This window comes from Streptomyces sp. NPDC050549 (genome assembly GCF_040655035.1).
In the GTDB taxonomy this organism is placed as follows: domain Bacteria; phylum Actinomycetota; class Actinomycetes; order Streptomycetales; family Streptomycetaceae; genus Streptomyces.
In genome coordinates, this window is sequence record NZ_JBFAJD010000020.1 from 13267 (window position 1) to 38093 (window position 24827).

Genomic DNA, 24827 nt, shown 5'->3' on the forward strand with positions numbered 1-24827 from the left:
CAACCGTGCTGTCAGGCTCAGTTCGTGCTGTCGTGCCAATGCAGCACACGCCGCTCGACGACAGTCACGGCGAGCAGCAACAGCACGCCCATCACCGCGAGGACGAGGATCGAGGCGTAGACAACCGGGAGTTGGTTCATGGAGGAGGCCACACTGATCGCCGTCCCCAGACCCCCCGTGGATCCGGACGCCGACATCTCGGCGACCACCGCCCCGATGATCGACAGCGGAAGGACGATCCGCAGCGCGGCGAAGAGATACGGCAGCGCGTTGGGCACCCGCACATGCCACAGCAGTTCGACCCGGCTCGCGTCCATCGTCCGGTAGACCTGCAACACCTGCTTCGGCACGGACCGCAGCCCCGTGGCCGTGTTGATGAGGATCGGGAAGAAACAGATCAGCCCGGTGATGATCAGCTTGGGCATCGGCCCGAAGCCGAAGGCGACGACCAGGGCCGGTGCGACCGCCACCAGCGGGGTGACGTTGAGGACGACCGCGACCGGCATCACCGCCCGCCGCACCAGCGGGAGTTCACTGGTCAGCACGGCGAGGACGAACGCTCCGACGAAGCCCATCCCCAGCCCGGCCGTCGCCTCACCCAGAGTGACAAGGGCGTTGTGGACGTAGTAGCCGAAATTGCCGGTGAGCGAACTGCCGACGTCGGACAACGGCGGTAGCAGATAGGGAAGTTGCTCGGCCCCCCACTGCCAGAGCCCGGCGAGGATCGCCAGCATCACGACGAGGGGCAGCCAGACGGCCGGACGGATCCAGGCGATCCGCGACCTCGGGTGCTTGAGGCTGAAGCGGGAGGGTTCGGCAGGCGGCCGGGGCCCGGCCGGTGCCGGTGCGGTGGTGCGCTCGTCGGCCACGGTCATGTCGTCCACGCCCCCACTCACGCGGCTTCGCTGTGCCAGGCGCGCCGCAGCCGCTCTCTCACCAGGTCTTCGTACTCGTGGAACCGCCGTTCCCCGAAGAGCCGTTCACCGCGCGGCCGGGCCAGGTCGACGTCGATGCTCTCGACGACGCGGCCGGGGTTCGGCGCCATGACGACGACGGTGTCGGAGAGCCGTACGGCCTCGGAAACGGAGTGCGTGACGAACAGGACGGTGGTCCGCAACTCCGCCCACAAATCCAGGAGTTGGTCCTGAAGGCTTTCGCGGGTGAACTCGTCGAGCGCCGAGAAGGGTTCGTCCATCACGAGCACGTCGGGTTGCAGGCCGAACGCCCGGACGATCGCGGCGCGTTGGCGCATCCCGCCGGAGAGCTGGGCCGGGAGTTTGTGCAGGGCGTCGCCGAGGCCGGCCTTGACGAGGAGTTCCTTCATGTCGGGGGCCGTCCGGCGCCCGGTGAAGTCGGCGATGCGTTCCCGGCGCCCGGCCGCGCCCCGGTTGATCTTCTGGGGCAGCGTGACGTTCCGCAGTACGGACAGCCAGGGCAGCAGCGCGGGGCTCTGCGGGACGAGTCCGATCAGTTTGGCCGCGCATGCCTGTGCCGGTGTCACACCGTGCACCGACACCTCGCCGCCGTCCGGCTGTTCGAGCCCCGCGACGAGCCGCAGCAGGGTCGACTTTCCGCAGCCGCTGGGGCCGATGAGACTGACGAAACGGCCCGACGGCACCGTCAGGTGGACGTCGTCGAGGGCCGTGGTCGCCGCCGACCCGAACCCGTAGACCCTTCGCACCGACCGCAGTTCGAGTGCTGGCGTACCAGTCACCTTCACGCTCCCATCCATGTCGCGGGCACGAGTGCCCGATCCTGGAAGTCGGAGAGCGTGCGTAGCGAGTGCGACTGACTGCCACGCGGAAATCCGCTTAGGTGCCCCCGACCGTAGGAAGATTGTGTTTCGGGACACCGCATTCGTCTGTTACGGGCGTTTTACGTCTGGCCGCGACGGGAGTCGGAGCGGGACGGCCGCACTGCCGTCGTACACGTGGATCTCGATCCCGAGGTCGGCCGCGGCGCGCGCGACCCAGCCGCCGAGGGCCTGCACGATCAGCTCGCTGACCAGGAGGACCGCACGCTCGGCGGTGGGTACGGACTCGCGCAGCCAGAGCAGTTTGAACATGTCCGCCATGACCTTGTTGCGGTAGGCGGGCTTGTAGGCACCCTGATTGCCGACGAGTTGGACGAGGACACGGCAGGCGGGATCGATTCCCTCGACCTCGACGCGGCTGCCGTCGGGCAGCATCAGCGGCTTCGGGCGCAGCGGGGTGCCGAGCAGGTCGCCGAGCGCGAGCAGCATGCGGCGTTCGACGGAACCCTCGGCGAAGCGGCTCCACTCGGTGGGGGCGTCAAGGACGGTCAGGTGCACCCGCCGCATCCTAGGAAGTGTCCGTTTCCCCCGTGTTGCTTAGGGTGGACCACCATGAGAGCCGGCGGAGCGACAAGGACACCTGACGAGGGTGCGGGCACGACACGTCTCGACGGCCGGGTCGAGCGGGGCAACCGTACCCGGCGGCTGATCCTGCGCCGTACCGTCGACATCGCCTCCGTCGAGGGCCTGGAGGCGCTGTCCGTCGGCCGGTTGGCGACCGAGCTGCGGCTAAGCAAGAGCGGGGTGTTCGCGCTCTTCGGCTCCAAGCAGGAGCTGCAACTGGCCACCGTCCGCGAGGCCGCCCGCATCCACACCGGGAAGGTCATCGGGCCCGCCGTCGAACTCCCCGCCGGGGTCGGCCGGTTGTGGCGGCTGTGCGAACTGTGGCTGGAGTACTCGCGGGGGCGGGTCTTCCCGGGCGGCTGCTTCTTCTACGAGGTCGTCGCCGAGTTCGACGCCCGGTCCGGTCCGGTGCACGACGCGGTGGTGCGCGCACAGCGGGACTGGACGGCCTTCGTGGAAGGGACGATCGCCGGGGCGCGGGACGCGGGCGAGCTGCGGACCGATACCGACATACCCCAACTCGCCTTCGAACTGGTCGCGTTGATGGAGACAGCCAACGTGGTGTCCGTACTGCACGACGAGGAGACCGCATACCGCCGGGCGCGCGTCGGCATCGCGTCGCGGCTGCGGGGAGCGGCCACGGACCCTTCGAGGGTCCCGCAAGTCCCGTAATCCTCACGGCACTTCAGCCCCTGCGTCACCTCGGCCGAAAAACAAGTAGCACGATCGTTCGCACAGTTTTAGCGTCAGTCCCATGACTGCCAGCGGAACGGACATCGTCGAGCTCGACCGGATCGCCGTGTACGAGGCCCTGCGCGTAGTGGAGTTGGCGCAGGAGGAGGACTGGGAGCGGGACACGCCCTGTGCGGGGTGGGACCTGCGGCGGCTCGTGGCGCACATGGCCGCGCAGCATCACGGGTTCGCGGCCGCCGCGCGCGGCGCGGGCCGGGACAGGGCGTACTGGCGGGAGCCGGAGGACATGGGCGACCCGGTCCGGACACACCGCGCGGCAGCCACGGCCGTCCTCGCCGCGTTCGCCGAACCCGGCGCCACCGAGCGGGAGTTCGCCCTGCCGGAGCTGGGCATGAGCTTCCCCGGCCGGACCGCGATCGGCTTCCACTTCATCGACTACGTCGTCCACGCCTGGGACGTGGCCGCCACCCTCGGCACAGCGCCGGACCTGTCGGACGACGTCCTGGACATCGCGCTCGTGGTGGCCAAGCTGGTGCCCACCGACCCGGCCGGACGCGGCCCGGGGTTCGCCTTCGCCCCGGCGTTCGACGTACCGCCGGACGCCGGCCCGCTCGACGAGGCGCTACGGCTGCTGGGCCGGGCGCCGGAGCGCTGGCCCGTCAAGAGCCGCTGAACTCGCCCTCTTTGCCTGCCCTTTGAGCAAAACTGCCCTCCCTTTGAACAAGGCGACCTGCCCGCGCGTACCTCCAGGCACTGGCCACGCGTCAACTTCTCCAACGACCAGTTGGTTTCCCCGGGAGGCTCCCTTGCGTCGTATCAACGGCACGACCGTGCTCATCGCGGCTATCTTCGCCACAACCGGCGCACTCGTCTTTCCCGTGTGGTCGTACGCCGACCGCGCGGGCACCGGTCAGGCGAACGTGGCGGCGGGCACGGTGAACACGCAGTGGGGTCCGCTGACGGCCGCCGACCGGGATCTGATCGTGCGGGTGCGGCTGGCCGGGCTGTGGGAGCTGCCGGCCGGGCAGCAGGCGGTCGAGCGGGCGCCCAGCCAGGCGATCAAGGAGGCCGGGGACCATCTCATCGTCGGCCACACCGACCTCGACAAGCGGGTGCGGATCATCGCGGCCCAGCTCAACGTGGCGCTGCCCAACGTGCCGAACGAGCAACAGCAGGGCTGGCTGCGGGAGATGAGCGCGGCGACCGGCGCGGAGTACGAGTACAAGTTCGCCAACCTGCTGCGGTCCGCGCACGGCAAGATCTTCCCGGCCATCGGCGCCGTACGGAACACCACCCGCAACACGCTGGTGAGACAGCTGGCCTCGGACGCCAACCAGACCGTGCTCGACCACATCACGGTGCTGGAGAAGACCGGGCGGGTCGACTTCGACGCCATCGCCAACGGAATCGCGAACGCCTCCACCGCCAGCCCGACCGGTCCCGCCGCACCCGTACCCGGTCAGGTGGTGCCCTCGGCACCGGCCGCCGTGGCCAGCCCGAACATCGGGACCACCTCACGGCCGTCCCCGGGCGCGCCGGGCACGGTCAACACCGGGCGACCGGATCCGGTCGACTCGAATGGGGTACTGGGCTAGCCGGCCGGGCCCCGGCCCCGAACCTCAAATGTTCCTCTGAAGGTGACACGGCCGGGGTTCGGGGCCGGGCCCGGGGGCGATACCTCCGTCACACCGAACAGCGGTCTTGTGGAGTGGATGGATTTCGGCGAGGACATCGAGAACGGGGACGGGCGATGGAACGACTGGGGACGGGCATCGGATGGCGGCCGGAGATGGCGGACGCCGTGGAACACCTGCCGGGCATCGACTGGGTCGAGGCCGTGGCCGAGAACCTCTGCCCCGGCCACCTCCCCGAATCGCTGCTACGGCTGCGCGAGCGCGGCGTGACCGTGATCCCGCACGGTGTCTCCCTGGGCCTCGGCGGCGCCGACCGGCCGGACGAGGGCAGGCTGACCGCGCTCGCCGAGCGGGCCGAGGCCCTCGGCTCACCGCTGGTCACCGAGCACATCGCGTTCGTCCGCGCGGGCGGCCCGCTGACCGCCTCCCCGCTCCTCGAAGCCGGCCACCTGCTGCCCGTGCCACGCACCCGGGACGCCCTCGACGTGCTGTGCGAGAACATCCGCATCGCCCAGGACGCGCTGCCCGTGCCGCTCGCGGTCGAGAACATCGCCGCGCTGCTCGCCTGGCCGGGCGAGGAGCTGAGCGAGGGCCAGTTCCTGTACGAACTGGCCGACCGCACCGGGGTACGCCTCCTCATCGATGTCGCCAACCTGCACACCAACCACGTCAACCGCGGCGAGGACCCGGCCAAGGCCCTCGCCGAACTCCCCGTCGAGGCCATCGCCTACGTCCATGTCGCGGGCGGCGTCGAACGCGACGGCGTCTGGCACGACAGCCACGCCCACCCCGTGCCCGCCCCGGTCCTCGGCATCCTCACCGACCTGGCGTCCCGCGTCTCCCCGCCGGGGGTGCTGCTGGAGCGCGACGACAACTTCCCCGAAGCGGCGGAACTGGAGCGGGAGTTGACGTCGATTCGCGGGGCGTTGGACAGCGGGCGGGCGCGCTCGGCCGGCGAGGCACGGCGGACGGCTGCCGCAACCCCGGCAGCCGCACCGCGGGCTCCCGCCGCCGCCCGCCAGCGTCTCGCCCTCGCCGAGACCGCGCTGCTCTCCGCGCTGGTCGCCGGTACTCCGGTGCCCGAAGGGTTCGACCGGGTGCGGCTCGGGGTACAGGCGCGGGCGCTCGGGGCGAAGCGGGCCGATGTCGTGGCGAAGGTGGCTCCCGAACTGCCCGAGATCCTCGGGGACGCGTACCGGCCGGCCTTCCTCGCGTACACGCACAGGCACCCCATGACCAGCGGCTACCGGCGGGACGCACTGGATTTCGCCGGGCAGCTGCTGCTCTCCGGCGGGCCGGAGAACGCCGAGGTGCGGCGGGAATTGCGGGAGTGGTGGCTGGAGCGCTCGGGACCGGCCCCGCGATCGACGCGGCCCGCGGTCCGGCTCGCCCGCGCCACCCGGCGGGTGCTGCTGCGCCGCTGACGGGTCGGGGAAGGGCCGGGAGGGGCCTTGGAAGGTGAGAGTGACTCCACAGTAATATTGCGGTTCCGCACGAGAAGCGCACTCACGTGCGGTGCCGTCACAGGAGGCACCCCATGCGACCGCGACCCCCCGTAAAGGGCCGAGGCATATTCAGTGGTACCGGCGTCATCGTCGTGGGCCTGACCGCGACCCTGGCGGCGCTGATCTTCCCGGTCTGGTCCTACGCCGACCGGTCAGGGACGACGGCTGCCAATGTGCTCAGCGACCAGACCGTGGCGACGCAGTACGGGCCGCTGTCCGCGCTGGACAAGGACTTCGTCACGCGGGTGCGGCTGGCCGGGCTGTGGGAGCTGCCGGCCGGGCAGCAGGCCGAGGAGAAGGGCACCACCGCTGCCGTACGGACGGCGGGACAGCATCTGATCGACGGCCACACGTTCCTGGACGAGCGGGTGCGCGATGTCGCCGCCCGGCTCGGTCTGCCGCTGCCGAATCAGCCCAGCGCGCAGCAACAGCAGTGGCTCGCCACCCTCAACGCGGCGTCGGGCGTGGACTTCGACCGCAAGTTCGCCAACATCCTGCGTCTCGCGCACGGCAAGGTCTTCACGGTGGTCGCCCAGGTCCGTGCCACCACCCAGAACTCCCTGGTCCGCGCCCTCGCCGACGACGCCAACACGACCGTCCTGGACCACATCAAGGTCCTGGAGGCCACCGGATACGTCGACTTCGCGGCGCTGGCCCGGGACATGGCCGCGAGCAGCACACCCGCGATCACCAACTCCCCCGCCGCGTCCGCGCCCTTCACCGACCCCGGCCAGGTCGTCCCGCTGACCCCGTCGGTCTCGCCGACGTACTCGCTGCCGCCGCCCGCCTCCAGCCCGCCGCCGTCGACGCAGCCGTAGCCGTAGCCGTAGCCGTAGAACTGTTTCGGCCGTGGTCTGTTTTCGGACAAGCGGAACGTCACAGGCAGACAACGCTCCGTCCGGATTGTGAACAAGGCATGGCGTCCTCCTGGGCCTTTGGCATAGAAACTTGGCATGTTCTGGGTCCTTCTCCTGCTCCTGGCCTGGGCCGTCGCCGGCACGGCGTGCACTCGGCTGTGCCTGGCCGCCGTCAGAGCGGCGGCCGTCGGCGCGGACGACGCGGGCAAGGGACACGATCTGACGCTCTACGAGGCGGCGTTCCTCTCCGGCGGTCCCGCGCGGGTCGCCGATCTGACGCTGGTCTCCATGGCGCGCCAGCACCGGCTGCTGCTCGCCCACACCGGCTGGGCGACCGTCGTGGACCCGCGCGGACGGGACCCCATCGAGCGGTCGGTGATAGGCGCCATCGGGCCCGAGGGGCAGTCCCGGATCGCCCCGGTGCGGGCCACCGCTGCGGCCACGGACGCGGTGCGCGACGTGGCGGACCGGCTCGTCGACGCGGGTCTCGCCGTACCGGACGGGACCCGTACGACGGTCGCCGCCGGGGTCCGGCAGGTGCGGGCCGCCGCGCTCGTCGTGCTGGTGCTGGGCGCGACCGCGCTGCTGACGCCGGGGGCCGAGATGCCGCGCGGGCTGGTCGCGCTCTGGTTCGCGCTGCCGCTCGCCCTGACGCTGAGCTGTCTGGCCATCGCCCGGGTCGAGGTGCACCCGTACTCGCACTGGGCCTCCCCGGCGGGTCAGCAGCTGCTCGGCACGCTGGCCCGGCACGCGGGCGGCGGCGCCGACGACCGTACGTATCTCACCTCCGTCGCCGTTCGCGGCATCCGCGCGGTCGGCGAACCGGATCTGCGGGCGGCCTTCGCGCACCGGGAGCAGTACCGCGAGCAGTTCGACGAGTGGCGGCGCTGACCTCGGCGTGAGAGCGCGCCAAGGGGCGCACAGGGGTCATTGGGGCCGACACCGGCCCGACGGTGCTTGCCTTCGCCAACAAGCGAACGAAACATCCCTTTTGTTGCAGCCGTGCTCCGAAGGGATACGCCACCATGCGAGCCGCCGCCCTGTACTCGGCCGCCGGGTCCTTGCTCCTGACCAGCCTCGCCGCCGCCCCGGCCTCCGGTGCCCCGGATGCCGTCGAGTCGGCCGGCACCGCGCTCGCCGCCGCGCACGCCCGCGCGAAGGGCATCGACTTCGGGAAGTGCCCGGACGCGCAGGACATGCCCGGCACCATGGAGTGCGGCACGGTCTCCGTCCCGCTCGACTACGCACACCCCGACGGCAAGCAGATCAGACTGACCGTCAGCCGGGCCGTCGCCACCCACAAGGACCCGCACAACAGCAAGCGCAGAGTCCCCCGCCAGGGCTCCCTGGTCTACAACCCGGGCGGCCCCGGCGCCTCCGGCCTCTACTTCCCGCTGATCGGCATGCTCCCCGAGTGGAAGCGCATCGCGTCGGCCTACGACCTCGTCGGCTACGCACCGCGCGGGGTCGACAAGTCGGCACCGCTGTCCTGCGAGGACCCCAAGCACTTCTTCAAGGCGCCCTCGCAGTCGCCGGCGTTCCCCTCCGAGTCGTACAAGAAGGAACGCACCGCCGAGGCCAAGGCCTACGCACGCGGCTGCGCCAAGCGCTCCGGCAGCAAGCTGCGGTTCTACAACTCCCTCAACAACGCCCGCGACCTGGACGTCCTGCGCGCCGCCCTCGGCGAGGACAGGCTGACGTTCATGGGCGCGTCCTACGGGACCTACTTCGGGGCCCTGTACGCGACGCTGTTCCCATCGCACGTACGGCGGATGGTGTTCGACTCGGCGGTGAACCCCGACCCCGAGCAGGTCTGGTACCGCAACAACCTCGACCAGTCGGCCGCGTTCGAGGGCCGCTGGGCGGACTTCCGGGAGTGGATCGCCAGGCACGACGACGTGTACGGGCTCGGGAACACGGCCGCGAAGGTGCTGCGCAGCTACGAGAAGGCCTCAGCGCGGCTCGCCGAGAAGCCGGCGGGCGGCAAGGTGGGGCCGGCGCAGTTGCAGGGCGCGATCCTGTCGGCCGGGTACTACGACGACTACTGGCCGCACACCGCGGCGGCGCTGTCGGCCTACCTGAAGGGCAGGCCCAAGCTGCTGGTGCAGCAGGCGGGGCCGACGCCCGGGGCGGCCGTCGAGGCGGAGAACGGCAACGCGGTGTACACGGCCGTCGAGTGCAACGACGCGCCCTGGCCGACGGAGTGGAGCGTCTGGGACCGGGACAACACGCGGCTCGCGCGGGTGGCGCCGTTCGAGACCTGGGACAACGTGTGGATGAACCTGCCGTGCGCGTACTGGCCCGAGCCGCGTCAGCAGCCCCTCGATGTGCGCACGGGCCCGGGTGAACTTCCGCCGGTGCTGATCATGGCCGCCGAGCGGGATGCGGCCACGCCCTATGACGGTGCGCTTGAGTTGCAGCGGCGGTTGTCCGACTCGGTGTTGGTGACCGAGCGGGATGCGGGGACGCATGGAATTGCGGGTGGGTCCAACAAGTGCGTCAACGGGTATCTGGAGGCGTACTTGTTGGAAGGGCGGTTGCCTGAACGGCATGCTGCGTGTGCGCCGCATGCCGAGCCGAAGGCTGCGCGACCTGGCAGTGTTTAGTCTGCGGGCCGGTGGGGGCTGGTCGCGCCCACGCGGCGGAGCCGCATGTCGACACAGCCCCGCGCCCATGAAGGCAACTACGCCAGGCCTGCTACCAGGTCGCCGATGTCCTTGCGGCGGCCCGTGTAGAACGGGACCTCTTCGCGGACGTGCATGCGGGCCTCCGACGCGCGCAGGTGACGCATGAGGTCGACGATGCGGTAGAGCTCGTCGGCCTCGAAGGCCAGGAGCCATTCGTAGTCGCCGAGGGAGAAGGAGGCGACCGTGTTGGCGCGGACGTCCGGGTAGCCGCGGGCCATCTTGCCGTGGTCGGCGAGCATGCGGCGGCGGTCATCGTCGGGCAGCAGGTACCAGTCGTAGGAGCGCACGAACGGGTACACGCTGACGTAGTTGCGCGGGGTCTCGTCGGCCAGGAAGGCCGGGACGTGCGAGCGGTTGAACTCGGCGGGGCGGTGCAGCGCCATGTTCGACCAGACCGGGTCCAGGGCGCGGCCGAGCTTCGTGCGGCGGAAGAGGTTGTACGCCTCCTGCAGCTGGTCGGCGGTCTCGGCGTGCCACCAGATCATGAGGTCGGCGTCGGCACGCAGGCCCGATACGTCGTACGTGCCGCGGACCGTCACGTCCTTCGCGGCGAGCTGGTCGAACAGCTCCTGAACCTCGTCGGCGTATCCGGCGCGGTCCTCGGGCAGTACGTCCTTCAGCTTGAAGACGGACCACAGCGTGTAGCGGATGACCTCGTTGAGGTCCTTGGCCAGCTTGCCCTTGTTCGGGATGCGGCCGGGCTCGGTGGTGGGGGCGTCGTCGCTCATGGGGCTATTCTCCCGCTCCGCCGGACGCGCTCGGCACCGGGTCACCGGTCAGCCGCTCGACGGCCGCGTAGGCGCTCGCGATGGTGGCCGGGATGCCGACGCCGTCGTAGGCCGCGCCGCACACGGCGAGTCCTGGCAGCTTGGCGACGTGTTCGCGGACGCGGGCCACGCGCGCGTGGTGGCCGACCGGGTACTGGGGCAGGCCGTCGGTCCAGCGGGTGACGCGGGTGTCGAGGGGCGTGGCGTCGAGGCCGGTGGCCGCGCCCAGGTCGTGGCGCGAGACGTCGACCAGGTCGGCGTCCTCGCGCTCCAGGATCGCCGTCTCGGCGTACCGGCCGACCGAGGTGCGCAGGACCAGTACGTCCGGGTTCTCGTCGGCGATCCAGCCCCACTTCTGGGAGGCGAAGGTGGACGCCTTGATCGTGCGCCCGTCGACGGGGGGCACCAAGAAGCCGCTGCCTTCGGGGAGTTCGACGTCCGCGCGGCGGTAGGCGAGGGTGACCAGGGCCATCGAGGCGTACTCGACGGCGCTCAACTCGGCGGCGGCGCCGGGCACTTCGGCCCGCAGCAGCCGGGCGGCGACCGGTGCGGGTACGGCTACGATCACCCCGTCGGCGTCGAGGACGCGGTCTCCGGCGACGACCCGCCAGCCCGCCGTCCCGCTCCTGCGCAGCTCGGTCACCGGTGTCCCGGTGAGGACCTCGGCGCCCCGCGCGCGGACCGACTCCGCGACGGCGAGCGGGAGTTGGCCCACTCCGCCCTCGATGCCCATGAAGACCGGGCCGGTCTGCTGTGCGGCGGCGGCGCGCTCCTGGATGCCCCGGACGGCCTCGGTGAGGGAGTCGTGGGTCTTCGCGGCCTGGAAGAGCTGGGGGACGGCGGAGCGCATCGAGATGCGGTACGCGTCGCCCGCGTAGACCCCGCCCAGGAGGGGTTCGACGAGACGGTCCACGACCTCGCGGCCCAGGCGTGCCGCCACGTACTCACCCACCGCCACGTCGTCGCCGACCTCCGTGCGCGGCAGGTCGGCGTCGCGCTCGATGCGGTGCAGGCCCTCGTCCGAGAGGACCCCGGAGAGGGCGGAGGCGGTGCCGGGGACGCCCATGACGTGGCCCTTGGGCATGGGGCGCAGGGCGCCCCGGGTCCAGATCGAGGCGGTGGCGGTGGCGGGCGGCTGCAGCCGGTCGGTGAGACCGACCTCGCGGGCCAGTGCGACGGCCTCGGGGCGGCGGGCCAGCATCGATTCGGCGCCGAGGTCCACGCGGGCGCCCGCGATCTCGCCGGGGAGCAGCTTGCCGCCGACCCGGTCCGACGCCTCGACGACCGTCACGCGCACGCCTGCGTCCAGCAGCCGGTGTGCGGCGGCCAGCCCACCGATCCCGGCGCCGATGACGACGACATGGCCTGTACCCGTACGAGTCTCCAGTTCGCGCATGCCTCCAGCCTCTCAGACCCCGCTGACAGTCCGGCTCCGGGCCGGTGCCTGGCACGAGTCCCGACCGTGACCTCATCGGAACCGTTTCCGGCCAACGTCCGGGCCGGTCCCGGCGTCGAAGGTGCGTCAGTCGTCACGACGAACCTCGGGGGTACCGACCCATGCGCACACGACACTCCGTCCGGCCCGTGCAGGCCCTGGCCGGGCTCCTGCTGGCCTCTGCCCTCGCGCTGACCGGGTGCAGCAGCAGTTCGGACAGGACCAGCGCGAGCGACGCGGGCGCCAAGGCCGCGGTTCCCGGCACCGCCCGGCAGGAGGGCGCCTCGGGCAGCGGCAACGCCCGGAACACCAAGTCCGTGCCGAAGCTCACCGCGAGCAGCATCATCCGTACGGCCTCCCTGTCCGTGCGGGTCAAGGACGTACCGAAGGCACTCGACGAGGCCCGCACCACGACGGAGAACGCGGGCGGGTTCGTCGGCGACGAGACGACCACCCGCGACGGACAGGGCCACGAGCGCACCCGGGTGGTCCTGCGGGTGCCCACCGACAAGTACGACGAGGTCCTCGCCGACCTGGAGGGCGCGGGCAAGCTGCTCGACCGGACCGCGAAGGCTCAGGACGTCACCGACCAGGTCGTGGACGTGGAGAGCCGCATCACCTCGCAGCGGGCCAGCGTGGCACGCGTGCGTGAACTGATGGACCGGGCCACCAAGTTGAGCGACGTGGTGGAGCTGGAGGGCGAGCTGAGCACCCGCGAGTCCGACCTGGAGGCGCTGCTCGCCCAACAGGCCTCCCTGAAGGACCGCACCAGCCTGGCCACGATCACCCTGTCCCTGTCGCAGACCCCGGTGGCGAAGGCCGCCGCCGAGGACGACTCCCCCGGCTTCGTGGACGCCGTGGCGGGCGGCTGGCACGTCTTCGTCACGATGCTGCGCTGGATCGCCCTGGCACTCGGCGCGGTGCTGCCGTTCGCGGCGGTGGCGGCGCTGCTGGTCGTCCTGTGGCTGCGTCTCGTACGGCCGCGCCGGGCGGCGGCCGTGCCCGCGGCCACCGCGGTGGGCCCGCTGCCGGCGGCGGCGCCGGTGCGCGAGGAGGAGCAGGGCGGACAGGACTGAAATGATCGGTCCCCGTAGCGTGTTCGCATGGACATGAGCCGTGCGAGGAGTACCCGGGAACGACTGGTCGTCGTCGGATGCGACGCCGCGGGCATGTCCGCGGCGTCGCAGGCTCGCCGCCTCAGGGGGCCGGACAAGCTGGAGATCGTGGCCTTCGAGCGGGGCCACTTCACCTCGTACTCGGCGTGCGGCATCCCGTACTGGGTGGGCGGTGACGTCTCCGCTCCGGAGGAGCTGATCGCCCGTACCCCGGAGGAACACCGGGCGCGGGACATCGACCTGCGGATGCGCACCGAGGTCGTGGAGCTGGACGTCGCGGGCGGGCGGGTACGCGCGCGTGACGTCGATTCCGGGGCCGAGTCCTGGACGTCGTACGACAAGCTCGTGATCGGGACCGGGGCGCGGCCGATCCGTCCGGAAATGCCCGGGATCGACGCCCCCGGAGTGCACGGGGTGCAGACGCTCGACGACGGGCAGGCGCTGCTCGACTCACTGGCACGCACGCGTGGGCGTCGGGCGGTGGTGGTCGGAGCCGGGTACATCGGGGTGGAGATGGCGGAGGCGTTCGTCAACCGGGGGTATGACGTCACCGTCGTCAACAGGGGCAAGGAGCCGATGTCGACGCTCGACCCGGACATGGGGCGTCTGGTGCACAAGGCGATGGAGGGCCTGGGCATCACCATGGTCAACGACGCCCATGTCACCGAGCTGCGCACCGGGGACGACGGGCGGGTGCGGGCGGTCGTCACCGAGGACGCGGAGTATCCGGCGGACGTGGTGGTGCTGGGGATCGGGGTGCGGCCGGAGACGAGCCTCGCGAAGGCGGCCGGGCTGCCGCTGGGGCAGCACGGCGGGCTGCTGACCGACATGGCGATGCGGGTGCGCGGGCACGAGAACATCTGGGCCGGGGGCGACTGCGTCGAGGTGCTCGACCTGGTCTCCGGGCAGGAGCGGCACATCGCCCTGGGGACGCATGCCAACAAGCACGGGCAGGTCATCGGCACCAATGCGGGCGGCGGTTACGCGACCTTCCCGGGGGTGGTCGGTACGGCCGTGAGCAAGGTGTGCGACCTGGAGATCGCGCGTACCGGACTGCGGGAGAAGGACGCCCACCGCGCGGGCCTGCAGTTCGAGGCGGTCACCATCGAGTCGACCAGCCGCGCGGGCTACTACCCGGCGGCGTCCCTCATGACGGTGAAGATGCTCGCCGAACGCCGTACCGGCCGTCTCCTGGGCGTGCAGATCGTCGGCCGGGAGGGCGCCGCGAAGCGTGTGGACATCGCGGCGGTCGCCCTCACGGCCCGTATGACGGTGGAACAGATGACGGCCCTGGACCTGGGTTACGCGCCGCCGTTCTCCCCCGTGTGGGATCCGGTCCTGGTGGCGGCCCGAAAGGCGACCGCCAAGGTCCGGGCCGGCTCTCGTTGAACGTTCCTACGTGTTCCGTGTCGAACGTTCCTAGGCCGTCCCGTTGATGCGGTCTATGGCCTGCCGTGCCTGCTCGGCCGGCGGCCTGGCGGGCAGCGAGGACACCGACGCGCTCGGCGGCATCATCGCGGCGGGCTGCGCGGCCGCGGGCTTCGCGTGGGCGCCCAGGGCCGTGGAGCGCAGCCGGTTGCTCACCGCCTCGTCCAGGGTCACCGGCCGCCGCATCTGCGCGGCGAGGCGTCCCGCTTCCTGACCGAGCTTGGCGACGTCCTCCCACGGGAGGCGCACCACCAGGGAGATCTCGGCCTCGCCGTCGGGCGTGGCATGCATCTGGGGGGAAATCCGGTCGTTCATCGCCTGTTCCTCACGTCGTCCCCGCGACACGCCTTCCCCGCACCGCGGGCGGTTGAGGAGTCATACGCACCGGCGGACGGCGGTGTTCACCGGTTCGCCGCGCGTATCGGGGGCACTAATCCCTTGTGGTGATCCCCGTCCATGACGTGAACCCGGTGCGCCGCACCCCCTGGGTGACATACGCGCTCATCGCCGCGAACGTGCTCGTCTTCCTGGGCACGCCCGGAATGGCGGGTTCCGTGGCGGGCGGCAGCGACCTCTCGCAGCTGTGCCATCTCCAGGCGTTCCTGGACCACTACGCGGCCGTGCCAAGGGAGTTGATCCACCATCAGATGCCGCAGCTGGTCCCGACCGGTGCCGTCCAGAACGGCCCGGGCGGCGCCGGCTGCGCGGTAGCGCCGCCGAGCTACGACAAGTCGGCGCCCCTGAGCGTCCTCACCGCGATGTTCCTGCACGGCAGCTGGATCCACCTGCTGGGCAACATGCTGTTCCTGATGATCTTCGGCAACAACGTCGAGGACCGCATGGGCCACATCCGCTTCACGCTCTTCTATGTGGTGTGCGGTTACGCGGCGGGCTACGGATTCGCGCTCCTCAACGCCGACTCGGGCGACCCGCTGATCGGCGCCTCCGGGGCGATCGCCGGTGTCCTGGGCGCCTATCTGGTGCTGTACACGAGAGCCAGGGTGTGGGTCCTGGTGCCGTTCCTGTTCTTCCTGCCGCTGCGCCTGCCGGCCTGGCTGGTGCTGGGCTTCTGGTTCGTGCTCCAGGCGTTCTACTCGGCCGGCGAGGGCGTCTCGGAGGCCGGCACCGTGGCGTACGCGGCACATGTCGTCGGCTTCGTCGCGGGGATGCTGCTGGCCTGGCCTCTCAAGACGGGCACTCCCCCGCCGCCGGAACCGCGCGGCCTGTTGTTCGGCAGGCGGGCGCGGCCCCGGCACACGTGGTGAACGCTCCCCGGGGCGGGTCCGGCGGATCATGCCGCAGAGGAGGGGTCAGGCACGCCCTCCCCCACTGCCCCAAAGGCGCGGGCGCCTTGCAGCTGCACGCACCAGACCCCGCTCGCCCGTGCTCATGAGGCGCCGCCGGCTTCCTCCGACCCGATCCGCCGACAGGCCCTAGCGGGCCGTCTCGGTGTGGACGAACTCGGCGAGCCGGGTGAGCGCGTCCGGGTCGGTGGACGGCATCACGCCGTGCCCGAGGTTGAAGATGTGGCCCTCGAGGTCCTTCGCGTCTTCGAGGACCTCGCGGGTCTTCGCCTCGACGGCCTTCGTGGGGGCGAACAGGACGGCCGGGTCGAGGTTGCCCTGGAGCGCCTTGCCGGGGCCGACGCGGCGGGCGGCCTCGTCCAGCGCGACGCGGTAGTCGACGCCGACGACGTCCGCGCCGGCCTCGCCCATGAGCTGCAGCAGCTCGCCGGTGCCGACACCGAAGTGGATGCGGGGAACGCCGTAGCCCTCGACCGCCTTGAGGACCTTCGCGGAGGCGGGGAGGACCGAGCGGCGGTAGTCGGCGGGGGCGAGGGCGCCGGCCCAGGAGTCGAAGAGCTGGACGGCGCTGGCGCCCGCCTCGATCTGGACCTTGAGGAACGCGGTCGTGATGTCGGCGAGGCGGTCGAGAATGTCGGCCCAGAGCTCGGGGTCGCCGTACATGATCGCCTTGGCGTTCTCGTACGTGCGGGACGGGCCGCCCTCGATGAGGTAGCTCGCGAGGGTGAACGGGGCGCCGGCGAAGCCGATGAGGGGCGTGGAGCCGAGCTCGGCGGTCAGCAGGCCGACGGCCTCGGTGACGTAGGAGACGTCCTCGGGGGTGAGGTCGCGGAGCCGGGCCAGGTCGGCGCGGGTGCGGATCGGCTTCTCGACGACCGGGCCGACACCGGGCTTGATGTCGAGGTCGATGCCGATGGCCTTGAGCGGGACGACGATGTCGCTGAAGTAGACCGCCGCGTCCACGCCGTGCCTGCGCACCGGCTGGAGCGTGATCTCGGCAACCAGCTCGGGACGCGTGCAGGACTCCAGCATGGGGATGCCCTCGCGGACCTTGTGGTACTCCGGCAGCGAGCGCCCGGCCTGCCGCATGAACCACACGGGTGTGTGCGGTACCGGCTCGCGCCTGCACGCCTTCATGAAGGCGGAGTCGTAAGTGGCGGTCGGCTGCTGGCCCGTGGGGCTCTGGTTGACACTCACGGGGCAAGTCTCGCACGGCGCCGGAAGGCGATTGCACGGTGTGCTGAACCGAAGAGCGGGTGTCTAGGCCCGCACGATGCCTCCGTTCCCCTTAATCTTCCCGCATGGCTGCGGCTCAGGGACGACTGTCGGACGGCGCTGACGGAATGGACGACTCCAAGGAGGGGGACCGGAATGGGGGCGGTACGGCACCGCCGGCTTTCCAGGCCGCGGTCCAGGCCCTGCGGAACAGTCGGCTGCGACCGCAGATCGAGATCGACCCGACACCGGCGCCACAGCGCCTCGCCCCCTACGCGTACGCGCTGGAGGCAGCGGTCGTCGACGGCGACCAGGACCTGGCCGACGGCCGCCTGGTGCTGCTGCACGACCCGGCCGGGCACGACGCCTGGCACGGCACGTTCCGGCTGGTGACGCTGGTGCGCGCGGAGCTGGAGCCGGAGATGGCGGCGGACCCGCTGCTGCCCGACGTGTGCTGGTCATGGCTGACCGGCGCGCTCCATTCGCGCGGACTGACCTACGGCGAGCCGAGCGGCACCGTCACCCGGGCCAGCTCCCACTACTTCGGCGGGCTGTCGGAGCGTCCGTCGGCATCCCAGATCGAGATCCGCGCCTCGTGGACACCGCGTGAGGGGCTCGGCGGCGTCCCGGACACGGCTGCACATCTGGCCTCCTGGTGCGATCTGCTGGCCCAGGTCGCGGGCCTGCCGCCGGCAGGTCCGGGCGACGCGTCCATCGTCACGCTGCCGCAGCGCCGGGGTCCGCAGTCACGCTGAGCCTTACCCGAGGCGCACCGAGGTCTTACCCGTCACTTGTGGTGTCTTTGTCGATACGGCCACTTTCAATCACGAGTGACCCCTCGAACGAACCCTTTCGTTCACCGAACGATCGACAGCGTGTCCGAATTGCACTGATTGCTACTCACTAAATCGTGATCTTTCTCTAAAGGCCCGCGGGTTTGCTGCCGAAGACGACTGTGACCTTGAAAGTCGTCCCACACCCCAGGAGGCCTGGTGTCCGTTCTCCTCGAGCAGCCCGCAAGCCTGGTCGCCTACCGCCCGAACAAGCCGACCGCCATGGTGGTCGTGGCCGACCCGCGCGTCCGCTCCACCGTCACCCGCCACCTGTGGGCGCTCGGTGTGCGCGACGTCATCGAGGCCTCGTCCGTCGCGGAGGCTCGTCCCCGCATCGGCAACCCCCGCGACATCTGTGTGGCAGACGTCCACCTTCCCGACGGCTCCGGACTCACCCTGCTCTCCGAGACCAGAGCCGCAGGCTGGCCCAACGGCCTGGCCCTGTCCGCCGCCGACGACATCGGTGCCGTGCGCAACGCCCTCGCGGGCGGCGTCAAGGGCTACGTCGTCACCGGCACCCGTACGAACGTCGGGCTCCCCACCCGACCCGGCGCCGCTCCCATCGGCTCCGCCGCCGCCCGTATGCACCGCCGCCCCCCGGGTGCCCCGAGCCACCCGGGCGGCTACCGCGAACTGTCCGGCCGTGAGGTCGAGGTGCTCCGTCTGGTCGCGGAGGGCCAGTCGAACAAGGCGATCGGTGTCTCCATGGGCCTGTCCGCACTGACCGTCAAGAGCCACCTCGCCCGCATCGCCCGCAAGCTCGGCACGGGTGACCGCGCCGGCATGGTCGCGGTGGCCCTGCGCACCGGAATCATCCACTGATCCTGTCCCGGAACCACGTCCTCCACTCCCCCGCCGAGCCGTGAACCGGATCTTTCACTTACCTGACTGGTTTACGACCCCCAGACGCCCGTCGACGGAACGTTCCGTCGACGGGCGTTGTCCATACACGGATACCCTTGACACGTGACCGACGCCCAAGAAACCGCAGCAGACAGTTCACTGCGAACCACCGGAGGCGCCCCTCCGGACGACGTCGAAACGGCGCCGATCCCCTTGCTTGAGCCCCGGGAGGGCATTCCACCCGTGATCGCCGACGAGGACGCCCTCGCCGAGGCGATCGCGGCCCTCGCCGCCGGCACGGGCCCCCTCGCCGTCGACGCCGAGCGCGCGTCCGGCTACCGCTACGGACAACGCGCCTATCTGGTGCAGCTGCGCCGCGAGGGCGCGGGCACCGCACTGATCGATCCCGTCGCATGCCCCGACCTCTCCGGCCTCGGCGAGGCGGTCTCCGGCGTCGAGTGGGTGCTGCACGCCGCGACCCAGGACCTGCCGTGTCTGCGGGAGATAGGCATGGTGCCGACGCGGCTCTTCGACACCGAGCTGGCGGGTCGGCTCGCCGGATTCCCGCGGGTCGGCCTGGGTGCGATGGTCGAGAACGTCCTCGGTTTCGTCCTGGAGAAGGGGCACTCCGCCGTCGACTGGTCCACCCGCCCACTGCCCGAACCCTGGCTGCGGTACGCGGCCCTGGACGTGGAACTCCTCGTCGACCTGCGGGACGCCCTGGAGAAGGAGCTGGACCGGCAGGGCAAGCTGGAGTGGGCCCGCCAGGAGTTCGACGCGATCGCTGCGGCCCCGCCCGCCGAGCCCCGCAAGGATCCGTGGCGGCGTACGTCCGGGATGCACAAGGTACGGCGGCGCCGGCAGCTCGGTGTCGTCCGCGAGCTGTGGCAGACCCGGGACCGGATCGCGCAGCGGCGGGACGTGTCTCCGGGGAAGGTGCTGTCCGACGGGGCGATCGTGGAGGCCGCGCTCTCGCTTCCCGCCGATGTGCAGGCGCTGGCCGCGTTGAACGGGTTCGGGCATCGGATGGGGCGGCGGCAGCTGGAGCAGTGGCAGGCGGCCGTCGACCGGGCCAAGGCCCTGCCCGACTCGGCCTTGCCGCAGCCCGGGCAGCCGGTCACCGGGCCGCCGCCGCCCCGCGCCTGGGCCGACAAGGATCCCGAGGCCGCGGCTCGGTTGTCCGCGGCTCGGGCCGCGGTGTCTGCGGTTGCCGAGGGGCTCAACATGCCTCAGGAGAACTTGATCACCCCGGACACGGTTCGGCGGGTTTGCTGGGAGCCGCCGAAGAGCGTGGATGTGGAGTCCGTGGGCGCTGCGCTTGCAGGGTACGGGGCTCGGCCCTGGCAGGTGGAGCAGGTGGCGCCTGTTCTGGTGGGGGCTCTGTCCGCGAAAGCACCCTAGCGGCTGCTGTCGTGTGGCGGGTACGGGTCGTCTGTGGCTGGTCGCGCCCACGCGGCGGAGCCGCAAATCGATACAGCCCCGCGCCCCTGAAAGCCCGAAGCCGAAGCGTCTAAATCGCGCCAAGATCTTTGAACTCGGCGAACGGGTCACAAGCGGCGGAAGGTGCTGCGAGACTCCCCTCGATGAGCACAACTCGCGTCACCATCAAGGATGTTGCCGCCCGCGCCGGTGTGTCCAAGGGTGCGGTGTCGCTTGCCTTCAACCACAAGCCCGGACTGTCGGACGCGACGCGGGAGCGGATCCTCGAGGCCGCGCGGGAGTTGGGCTGGACGCCCAATCTCACCGCGCGGTCGCTGGCCGGGGCGCGTGTGGACGTCGTAGGACTGGCCGTGTGTCGGCCGGCGCGGCTGCTCGGGCTCGAACCGTTCTACATGGAGTTCGTGTCCGGGGTGGAGAGCGTGCTGGTCGAGCACTCCTGCACGCTGCTGTTGCGGCTCGTGCGGGACACGGACGAGGAGGTCGGGCTGCAGGAGTCGTGGTGGCGGGCCCGGCAGGTCGGCGGGGCGATTCTCGTGGATTTCCGGGCGGACGATCCACGGGTCCCGGTGGTGCGGCGCCTGGGGCTGCCGGTGGTGGCCGTGGGGCATCCGTCGCTGACCGGAGGGCTCACCTCGGTGTGGACCGACGATGCCGGCGCCGTGACCGAGGCGGTGCGGTATCTGGCCGGGCTCGGGCATCGGCGGATCGCGCGGGTGGGTGGGGTGGCGGCGCTCACCGCGCTGCGGACCGCCGCCTTCGGCACGGCGGCGCGGGCGCTGGGGCCGGCCGGGGCCCGGCAGCTGGCCACCGACTGCTCGGGGGAGGCGGGGGCGCGGGCCACGCGGTCGCTGCTGACGAGGGCGGCGCCGGACCGGCCGACGGCCATCGTGTACGACAACGACATCATGGCGGTGGCGGGGCTCGCGGTGGCCGCCGAACTGGGGCTCGCCGTGCCGGCCGATGTGTCGGTGCTGGCCTGGGACGACTCCGAGTTGTGCCGGATCACGCGTCCGACGCTCTCCGCGATGAGCCATGATGTGCACGGATTCGGCGCGGACGCGGCACGGACGCTGTTCGGGGTGATCACCGGGGAGGGTTCCGGTTCGCATCCCGTGCCCACTCCCGTGCTGACCCCTCGGGGGTCGACGGCACCGCCCGGAACGTGATCGCGAGGGTTCCGGGGTGTGACGTTCGCCGCTTGGAGCCCCGGGACTGGGCAGCTTGGTTACTCACAAGTAGCATGGTTCCTGAGCGCGCGCTCAGCGCATCGCAGCAGTGCAGATCCCGCACCCTGGAGGAGAGCCAATCGTGCCTCGTACCGTCAGGGACGTCGTCTTCGTAGACGGCGTCCGTACCCCGTTCGGCAAGGCGGGCCCGAAGGGCATCTACCACGAGACCCGGGCCGACGACCTCGTCGTGAAGGCGATCCGGGAGCTGCTGCGCCGCAACCCCGGTCTGGACCCCGCGAAGATCGACGAGGTCGCGATCGCCGCGACCACGCAGATCGGCGACCAGGGGCTCACGCTCGGCCGTACGGCCGGCATCCTTGCCGGGCTGCCGCAGTCCGTCCCGGGCTACTCCATCGACCGCATGTGCGCAGGCGCGCTGACCGCCGTCACGACCACCGCGGGCTCCATCGCCTTCGGTGCCTACGACGCCGTCATCGCCGGTGGTGTCGAGCACATGGGCCGCCACCCGATGGGCGAGGGCGTGGACCCGAACCCGCGGTTCGTGAGCGAGAAGCTGGTCGACGACTCCGCGCTGTTCATGGGCATGACGGCGGAGAACCTGCACGACCGCTACCCGCACATCACCAAGCTGCGCGCCGACGAGTACGCGGTGCGCTCGCAGGAGAAGGCCGCCAAGGCGTACGCCAACGGCAAGATCCAGCAGGACCTGGTGCCGATCTCGGTGCGCAACACCAACGAGCAGGTGGGCGAGACCGGTTGGGGTCTGGTCACCGCCGACGAGCCGATGCGTCCGGGGACGACCCTGGAGAACCTGGCCGGGCTGAAGACGCCGTTCCGGGTGCACGGCCGGGTCACCGCGGGCAACGCGGCCGGTCTGAACGACGGTGCCACCGCCTCGATCATCGCGAGCGAGGACTTCGCCCGCGAGAACAACCTGCCGGTCAAGATGCGGCTCGTGTCGTACGCCTTCGCGGGCGTCGAGCCGGAGGTCATGGGCTACGGCCCGATCCCGGCGACCGAGAAGGCGCTCGCCAAGGCGGGCCTCGGCATCGGTGACATCGGCCTGTTCGAGGTCAACGAGGCCTTCGCCGTACAGGTGCTGGCCTTCCTCGACCACTACGGCATCGCGGACGACGACGAGCGCGTCAACCAGTACGGCGGCGCGATCGCCTTCGGCCACCCGCTGGCATCCTCGGGCGTCCGCCTGATGACGCAGCTGGCCCGCCAGTTCGAGGAGCAGCCGAACGTCCGCTACGGCCTGACGACGATGTGTGTCGGCTTCGGCATGGGCGCCACGGTCATCTGGGAGAACCCGCACTTCGAGGGGGACAAGTGAGCACCACCACCGAGCTTCTGAAGGGTGCGGCCGAGCTGTTCCCGGACGAGGTCGTGACGTCCGCGCACGTCCGCCACCTCGAACTGCCGTACAGCGCCGGGCGGTTCGCGCTCATCACACTGGACAACGGCTTCGACCACACCAAGCCGACCACCTTCGGCCCGGCCTCGCTGGCGAACCTGAACACCGCCGTGGACCAGGTCGAGAAGGAGGCGGCGGCCGGCGAGATCGTCGGTGTCGGCATCACCGGCAAGCCGTTCGTCTTCGCCGTCGGCGCGGACCTCAAGGGCGTCGAGCTCCTCAAGAACCACGACGACGCGCTCGCCATCGGCAAGGGCGGCCACGAGGTCTTCAAGCGCCTCGCGGACATCGCGGTACCGACCTTCACGTACTACAACGGCGCGGCCATGGGTGGCGGTGTCGAGGTCGGTCTGCACTGCGAGTACCGCACGGTCTCGAAGCACATCGCGGCCTTCTCCCTCCCCGAGGTCTTCCTCGGTCTGGTCCCCGGCTGGGGCGGCTGCACGCTGCTGCCGAACCTGATCGGCGCCGAGAAGGCCGTCTCGGTGATCATCGAGAACAGCCTCAACCAGAACAAGCAGCTCAAGGGCCAGCAGGTCTTCGACCTCGGCATCGCGGACGCGCTCTTCGAGGGCGCCGACTTCCTGGAGCAGTCGCTGATCTGGACGGCGAACGTCCTCAAGGGCGACATCAAGGTCGAGCGTCCGGCGATCGACCGCGGCGAGGCCTGGGACCAGGCCGTCGCCAAGGGCCGTTTCGTCGCGGACTCCAAGGTGCACGGCGCGGCCCCGGCCGCCTACCGCGCGCTCGACATCATCGAGGCCGCGAAGAACGGCGACCTCCAGCAGGGCTACGACGCCGAAGACCTCGCGCTCGCCGACCTGATCATGGGTGGCGAACTCCGCGCCGGCATCTACGCGTTCAACCTGGTGCAGAAGCGCGGCAAGCGTCCGGCGGGCGCGCCCGACAAGTCCCTCGCGCGTCCGGTGACGAAGGTCGGCGTGGTGGGCGCGGGCCTGATGGCCTCGCAGCTCGCACTGCTCTTCCTGCGCCGCCTCGAAGTACCGGTCGTCCTCACGGACATCGACCAGGAGCGCGTCGACAAGGGTGTGGGTTACGTCCACGCCGAGATCGACAAGTTGCTGTCGAAGTCCCGCATCAACCAGGACAAGGCCAACCGCCTCAAGGCCCTGGTCACCGGTGTGCTGGACAAGGCCGAGGGCTTCTCCGACGCCGACTTCATCATCGAGGCCGTCTTCGAGGAGATCGGCGTCAAGCAGCAGGTGTTCGCGGAGGTCGAGGCGGTCGCCCCGGCGCACGCGATCCTCGCCACCAACACCTCCTCGCTGTCCGTCAGCGAGATGGCGTCGAAGCTGAAGAACCCCGAGCGGGTCGTCGGCTTCCACTTCTTCAACCCCGTTGCGATCCTTCCCCTCTTGGAGATCGTGCGCGGTGAGCAGACGGACGACGCCTCGCTCGCGACCGCGTTCGCGGTGGCCAAGAAGCTGAAGAAGACCGCGGTGCTGGTGAAGGACGCCCCGGCGTTCGTCGTCAACCGCATCCTCACCCGCTTCATGGGCGAGATCCAGAACGTCATCGACGAGGGCACCCCGGTCGCGGTCGCGGAGAAGGCGGTCGAGCCGCTCGGTCTGCCCATGTCCCCGCTGGTGCTCCTGGAGTTGGTCGGTCCGGCCATCGGTCTGCATGTCTCGGAGACCCTCAACCGGGCCTTCCCGGACCGCTTCACGGTCTCCCCGAACCTCGCGGCCGTCGTCAAGGCGGGCAAGCGCGGCTTCTACGTCTACGACAGCGGGAAGCCCGAACTCGACCCCGAGGTCGCCGCGTTGCTCAAGCAGGGCGACTCCGTACTGACCGAGGAGCAGGTCCGCGACCGCGTCCTGGACGCGGTGGCCCAGGAGATCGGTCTGATGCTCGACGAGGGTGTCGTCGCCGAGGCCCAGGACATCGACCTGTGCCTGATCACGGGCGCCGGCTGGCCCTTCCACCTGGGCGGCATCACGCCGTACCTGGACCGCGAGGGCGTCTCGGCGCGGGTGAACGGCAAGCCGTTCCTGGCGCCGGGTGTGGCGAGCGTTCCGGCCTAGTCCGTTCGTACGGTGCCCGGTACATCGGCCGATGTACCGGGC

At 70.9% G+C, this 24827-nt stretch carries 23 protein-coding genes; 16 read left to right on the forward strand and 7 right to left on the reverse strand.

The window, feature by feature from the left end:
- Positions 1 to 17 precede the first annotated feature (17 nt).
- The 3 genes from AB0I51_RS27165 to AB0I51_RS27175 all read right to left on the reverse strand — a co-directional run bounded on the left by AB0I51_RS27165 (position 18) and on the right by AB0I51_RS27175 (position 2320).
- A complete protein-coding gene (locus AB0I51_RS27165; RefSeq protein WP_362979610.1) occupies positions 18 to 875 on the reverse strand; it encodes an ABC transporter permease in 858 nt (285 codons plus the stop codon).
- A gap of 17 nt (positions 876 to 892) precedes the next feature.
- Complete coding sequence (locus AB0I51_RS27170) at positions 893 to 1714, reverse strand: ABC transporter ATP-binding protein (protein WP_362979400.1); 822 nt, start codon at positions 1712 to 1714, stop codon at positions 893 to 895.
- 150 nt (positions 1715 to 1864) lie between these two features.
- The gene (locus AB0I51_RS27175) at positions 1865 to 2320 is read right to left on the reverse strand and encodes a hypothetical protein (protein ID WP_362979402.1); all 456 of its coding nucleotides are present in this window, start codon (positions 2318 to 2320) and stop codon (positions 1865 to 1867) included.
- A 45-nt stretch (positions 2321 to 2365) separates the two neighbouring features.
- Between AB0I51_RS27175 and AB0I51_RS27180 the strand changes: the two genes are divergently transcribed.
- The 7 genes from AB0I51_RS27180 (at position 2366) to AB0I51_RS27210 (ending at position 9672) form a co-directional block, all read left to right on the forward strand.
- Complete coding sequence (locus AB0I51_RS27180) at positions 2366 to 3049, forward strand: TetR family transcriptional regulator (RefSeq protein ID WP_362979404.1); 684 nt, start codon at positions 2366 to 2368, stop codon at positions 3047 to 3049.
- Between the two features lie 82 nt (positions 3050 to 3131).
- A complete protein-coding gene (locus AB0I51_RS27185; protein WP_362979406.1) occupies positions 3132 to 3743 on the forward strand; it encodes a TIGR03086 family metal-binding protein in 612 nt (203 codons plus the stop codon).
- Positions 3744 to 3876: 133 nt separating this feature from the next.
- Positions 3877 to 4665, forward strand: a complete 789-nt coding sequence (locus AB0I51_RS27190; protein WP_362979408.1) for a DUF4142 domain-containing protein — start codon at positions 3877 to 3879, stop codon at positions 4663 to 4665.
- Between the two features lie 155 nt (positions 4666 to 4820).
- Positions 4821 to 6128 (forward strand): DUF692 domain-containing protein, encoded by a 1308-nt coding sequence (locus AB0I51_RS27195; protein WP_362979410.1) that lies wholly within the window; start codon positions 4821 to 4823, stop codon positions 6126 to 6128.
- Positions 6129 to 6241: 113 nt separating this feature from the next.
- Positions 6242 to 7027, forward strand: a complete 786-nt coding sequence (locus AB0I51_RS27200; protein WP_362979412.1) for a DUF4142 domain-containing protein — start codon at positions 6242 to 6244, stop codon at positions 7025 to 7027.
- A 135-nt stretch (positions 7028 to 7162) separates the two neighbouring features.
- Positions 7163 to 7957: a TIGR04222 domain-containing membrane protein gene (locus tag AB0I51_RS27205; protein ID WP_362979414.1), complete on the forward strand. Its 795-nt coding sequence runs from the start codon at positions 7163 to 7165 to the stop codon at positions 7955 to 7957.
- Positions 7958 to 8091: 134 nt separating this feature from the next.
- Positions 8092 to 9672 (forward strand): alpha/beta hydrolase, encoded by a 1581-nt coding sequence (locus AB0I51_RS27210; RefSeq protein WP_362979416.1) that lies wholly within the window; start codon positions 8092 to 8094, stop codon positions 9670 to 9672.
- Positions 9673 to 9749: 77 nt separating this feature from the next.
- Here the strand turns inward: AB0I51_RS27210 and hemQ are convergent, their stop codons facing one another.
- The gene (hemQ, locus tag AB0I51_RS27215) at positions 9750 to 10481 is read right to left on the reverse strand and encodes a hydrogen peroxide-dependent heme synthase (RefSeq protein WP_362979418.1); all 732 of its coding nucleotides are present in this window, start codon (positions 10479 to 10481) and stop codon (positions 9750 to 9752) included.
- A 4-nt stretch (positions 10482 to 10485) separates the two neighbouring features.
- Positions 10486 to 11916 carry a protoporphyrinogen oxidase gene (gene hemG / locus AB0I51_RS27220; protein ID WP_362979420.1) on the reverse strand — a complete coding sequence of 477 codons (1431 nt, stop codon included), beginning with the start codon at positions 11914 to 11916 and terminating at the stop codon, positions 10486 to 10488.
- A 161-nt stretch (positions 11917 to 12077) separates the two neighbouring features.
- On the opposite strand from hemG, the gene AB0I51_RS27225 reads away from it, so the two are divergent.
- On the forward strand, positions 12078 to 13031 hold the full coding sequence (locus AB0I51_RS27225; protein WP_362979422.1) for a DUF4349 domain-containing protein: 954 nt from the start codon (positions 12078 to 12080) through the stop codon (positions 13029 to 13031).
- Positions 13032 to 13058: 27 nt separating this feature from the next.
- Positions 13059 to 14459, forward strand: a complete 1401-nt coding sequence (locus tag AB0I51_RS27230; RefSeq protein WP_362979424.1) for an FAD-dependent oxidoreductase — start codon at positions 13059 to 13061, stop codon at positions 14457 to 14459.
- 30 nt (positions 14460 to 14489) lie between these two features.
- Here the strand turns inward: AB0I51_RS27230 and AB0I51_RS27235 are convergent, their stop codons facing one another.
- On the reverse strand, positions 14490 to 14813 hold the full coding sequence (locus AB0I51_RS27235; protein ID WP_362979426.1) for a hypothetical protein: 324 nt from the start codon (positions 14811 to 14813) through the stop codon (positions 14490 to 14492).
- Between the two features lie 125 nt (positions 14814 to 14938).
- Here AB0I51_RS27235 and AB0I51_RS27240 point away from each other — a divergent pair, with 125 nt between their 5' ends.
- Positions 14939 to 15763: a rhomboid family intramembrane serine protease gene (locus AB0I51_RS27240; RefSeq protein ID WP_362979428.1), complete on the forward strand. Its 825-nt coding sequence runs from the start codon at positions 14939 to 14941 to the stop codon at positions 15761 to 15763.
- 168 nt (positions 15764 to 15931) lie between these two features.
- Here AB0I51_RS27240 and hemE read toward each other — a convergent pair whose 3' ends face one another.
- Positions 15932 to 16999, reverse strand: coding sequence for a uroporphyrinogen decarboxylase (gene hemE / locus AB0I51_RS27245; RefSeq protein WP_362979430.1), 1068 nt, complete (start codon positions 16997 to 16999; stop codon positions 15932 to 15934).
- Between the two features lie 104 nt (positions 17000 to 17103).
- Here hemE and AB0I51_RS27250 point away from each other — a divergent pair, with 104 nt between their 5' ends.
- The 6 genes from AB0I51_RS27250 to AB0I51_RS27275 all read left to right on the forward strand — a co-directional run bounded on the left by AB0I51_RS27250 (position 17104) and on the right by AB0I51_RS27275 (position 24785).
- Positions 17104 to 17772, forward strand: coding sequence for a DUF3000 domain-containing protein (locus AB0I51_RS27250; RefSeq protein WP_362979432.1), 669 nt, complete (start codon positions 17104 to 17106; stop codon positions 17770 to 17772).
- A gap of 237 nt (positions 17773 to 18009) precedes the next feature.
- Entirely contained in the window at positions 18010 to 18672 is a 663-nt protein-coding gene (locus tag AB0I51_RS27255) for a response regulator transcription factor (RefSeq protein WP_019073943.1), read from the forward strand.
- A gap of 144 nt (positions 18673 to 18816) precedes the next feature.
- Positions 18817 to 20094, forward strand: coding sequence for a ribonuclease D (locus tag AB0I51_RS27260; RefSeq protein WP_362979434.1), 1278 nt, complete (start codon positions 18817 to 18819; stop codon positions 20092 to 20094).
- Between the two features lie 182 nt (positions 20095 to 20276).
- Positions 20277 to 21299 carry a LacI family DNA-binding transcriptional regulator gene (locus AB0I51_RS27265; RefSeq protein WP_362979436.1) on the forward strand — a complete coding sequence of 341 codons (1023 nt, stop codon included), beginning with the start codon at positions 20277 to 20279 and terminating at the stop codon, positions 21297 to 21299.
- A 142-nt stretch (positions 21300 to 21441) separates the two neighbouring features.
- Complete coding sequence (locus AB0I51_RS27270) at positions 21442 to 22659, forward strand: acetyl-CoA C-acyltransferase (RefSeq protein ID WP_019073940.1); 1218 nt, start codon at positions 21442 to 21444, stop codon at positions 22657 to 22659.
- Positions 22656 to 24785 (forward strand): 3-hydroxyacyl-CoA dehydrogenase NAD-binding domain-containing protein, encoded by a 2130-nt coding sequence (locus AB0I51_RS27275; protein WP_362979438.1) that lies wholly within the window; start codon positions 22656 to 22658, stop codon positions 24783 to 24785. Before AB0I51_RS27270 ends, AB0I51_RS27275 begins: the two co-directional genes overlap by 4 nt.
- Positions 24786 to 24827 lie beyond the last annotated feature (42 nt).

Excerpts from the sequence above, each read along its gene's own strand:
- AB0I51_RS27165 (WP_362979610.1), bottom strand. The coding sequence starts at position 875 with ATGACCGTGGCCGACGAGCGCACCACCGCACCGGCACCGGCCGGGCCC.
- AB0I51_RS27175 (WP_362979402.1), bottom strand. The coding sequence starts at position 2,320 with ATGCGGCGGGTGCACCTGACCGTCCTTGACGCCCCCACCGAGTGGAGC.
- AB0I51_RS27180 (WP_362979404.1), top strand. The coding sequence starts at position 2,366 with ATGAGAGCCGGCGGAGCGACAAGGACACCTGACGAGGGTGCGGGCACG.
- AB0I51_RS27185 (WP_362979406.1), top strand. The coding sequence starts at position 3,132 with ATGACTGCCAGCGGAACGGACATCGTCGAGCTCGACCGGATCGCCGTG.
- AB0I51_RS27195 (WP_362979410.1), top strand. The coding sequence starts at position 4,821 with ATGGAACGACTGGGGACGGGCATCGGATGGCGGCCGGAGATGGCGGAC.
- AB0I51_RS27200 (WP_362979412.1), top strand. The coding sequence starts at position 6,242 with ATGCGACCGCGACCCCCCGTAAAGGGCCGAGGCATATTCAGTGGTACC.
- AB0I51_RS27205 (WP_362979414.1), top strand. The coding sequence starts at position 7,163 with ATGTTCTGGGTCCTTCTCCTGCTCCTGGCCTGGGCCGTCGCCGGCACG.
- AB0I51_RS27210 (WP_362979416.1), top strand. The coding sequence starts at position 8,092 with ATGCGAGCCGCCGCCCTGTACTCGGCCGCCGGGTCCTTGCTCCTGACC.
- hemQ (WP_362979418.1), bottom strand. The coding sequence starts at position 10,481 with ATGAGCGACGACGCCCCCACCACCGAGCCCGGCCGCATCCCGAACAAG.
- hemG (WP_362979420.1), bottom strand. The coding sequence starts at position 11,916 with ATGCGCGAACTGGAGACTCGTACGGGTACAGGCCATGTCGTCGTCATC.
- AB0I51_RS27225 (WP_362979422.1), top strand. The coding sequence starts at position 12,078 with ATGCGCACACGACACTCCGTCCGGCCCGTGCAGGCCCTGGCCGGGCTC.
- AB0I51_RS27230 (WP_362979424.1), top strand. The coding sequence starts at position 13,059 with ATGGACATGAGCCGTGCGAGGAGTACCCGGGAACGACTGGTCGTCGTC.
- AB0I51_RS27235 (WP_362979426.1), bottom strand. The coding sequence starts at position 14,813 with ATGAACGACCGGATTTCCCCCCAGATGCATGCCACGCCCGACGGCGAG.
- AB0I51_RS27250 (WP_362979432.1), top strand. The coding sequence starts at position 17,104 with ATGGCTGCGGCTCAGGGACGACTGTCGGACGGCGCTGACGGAATGGAC.
- AB0I51_RS27265 (WP_362979436.1), top strand. The coding sequence starts at position 20,277 with ATGAGCACAACTCGCGTCACCATCAAGGATGTTGCCGCCCGCGCCGGT.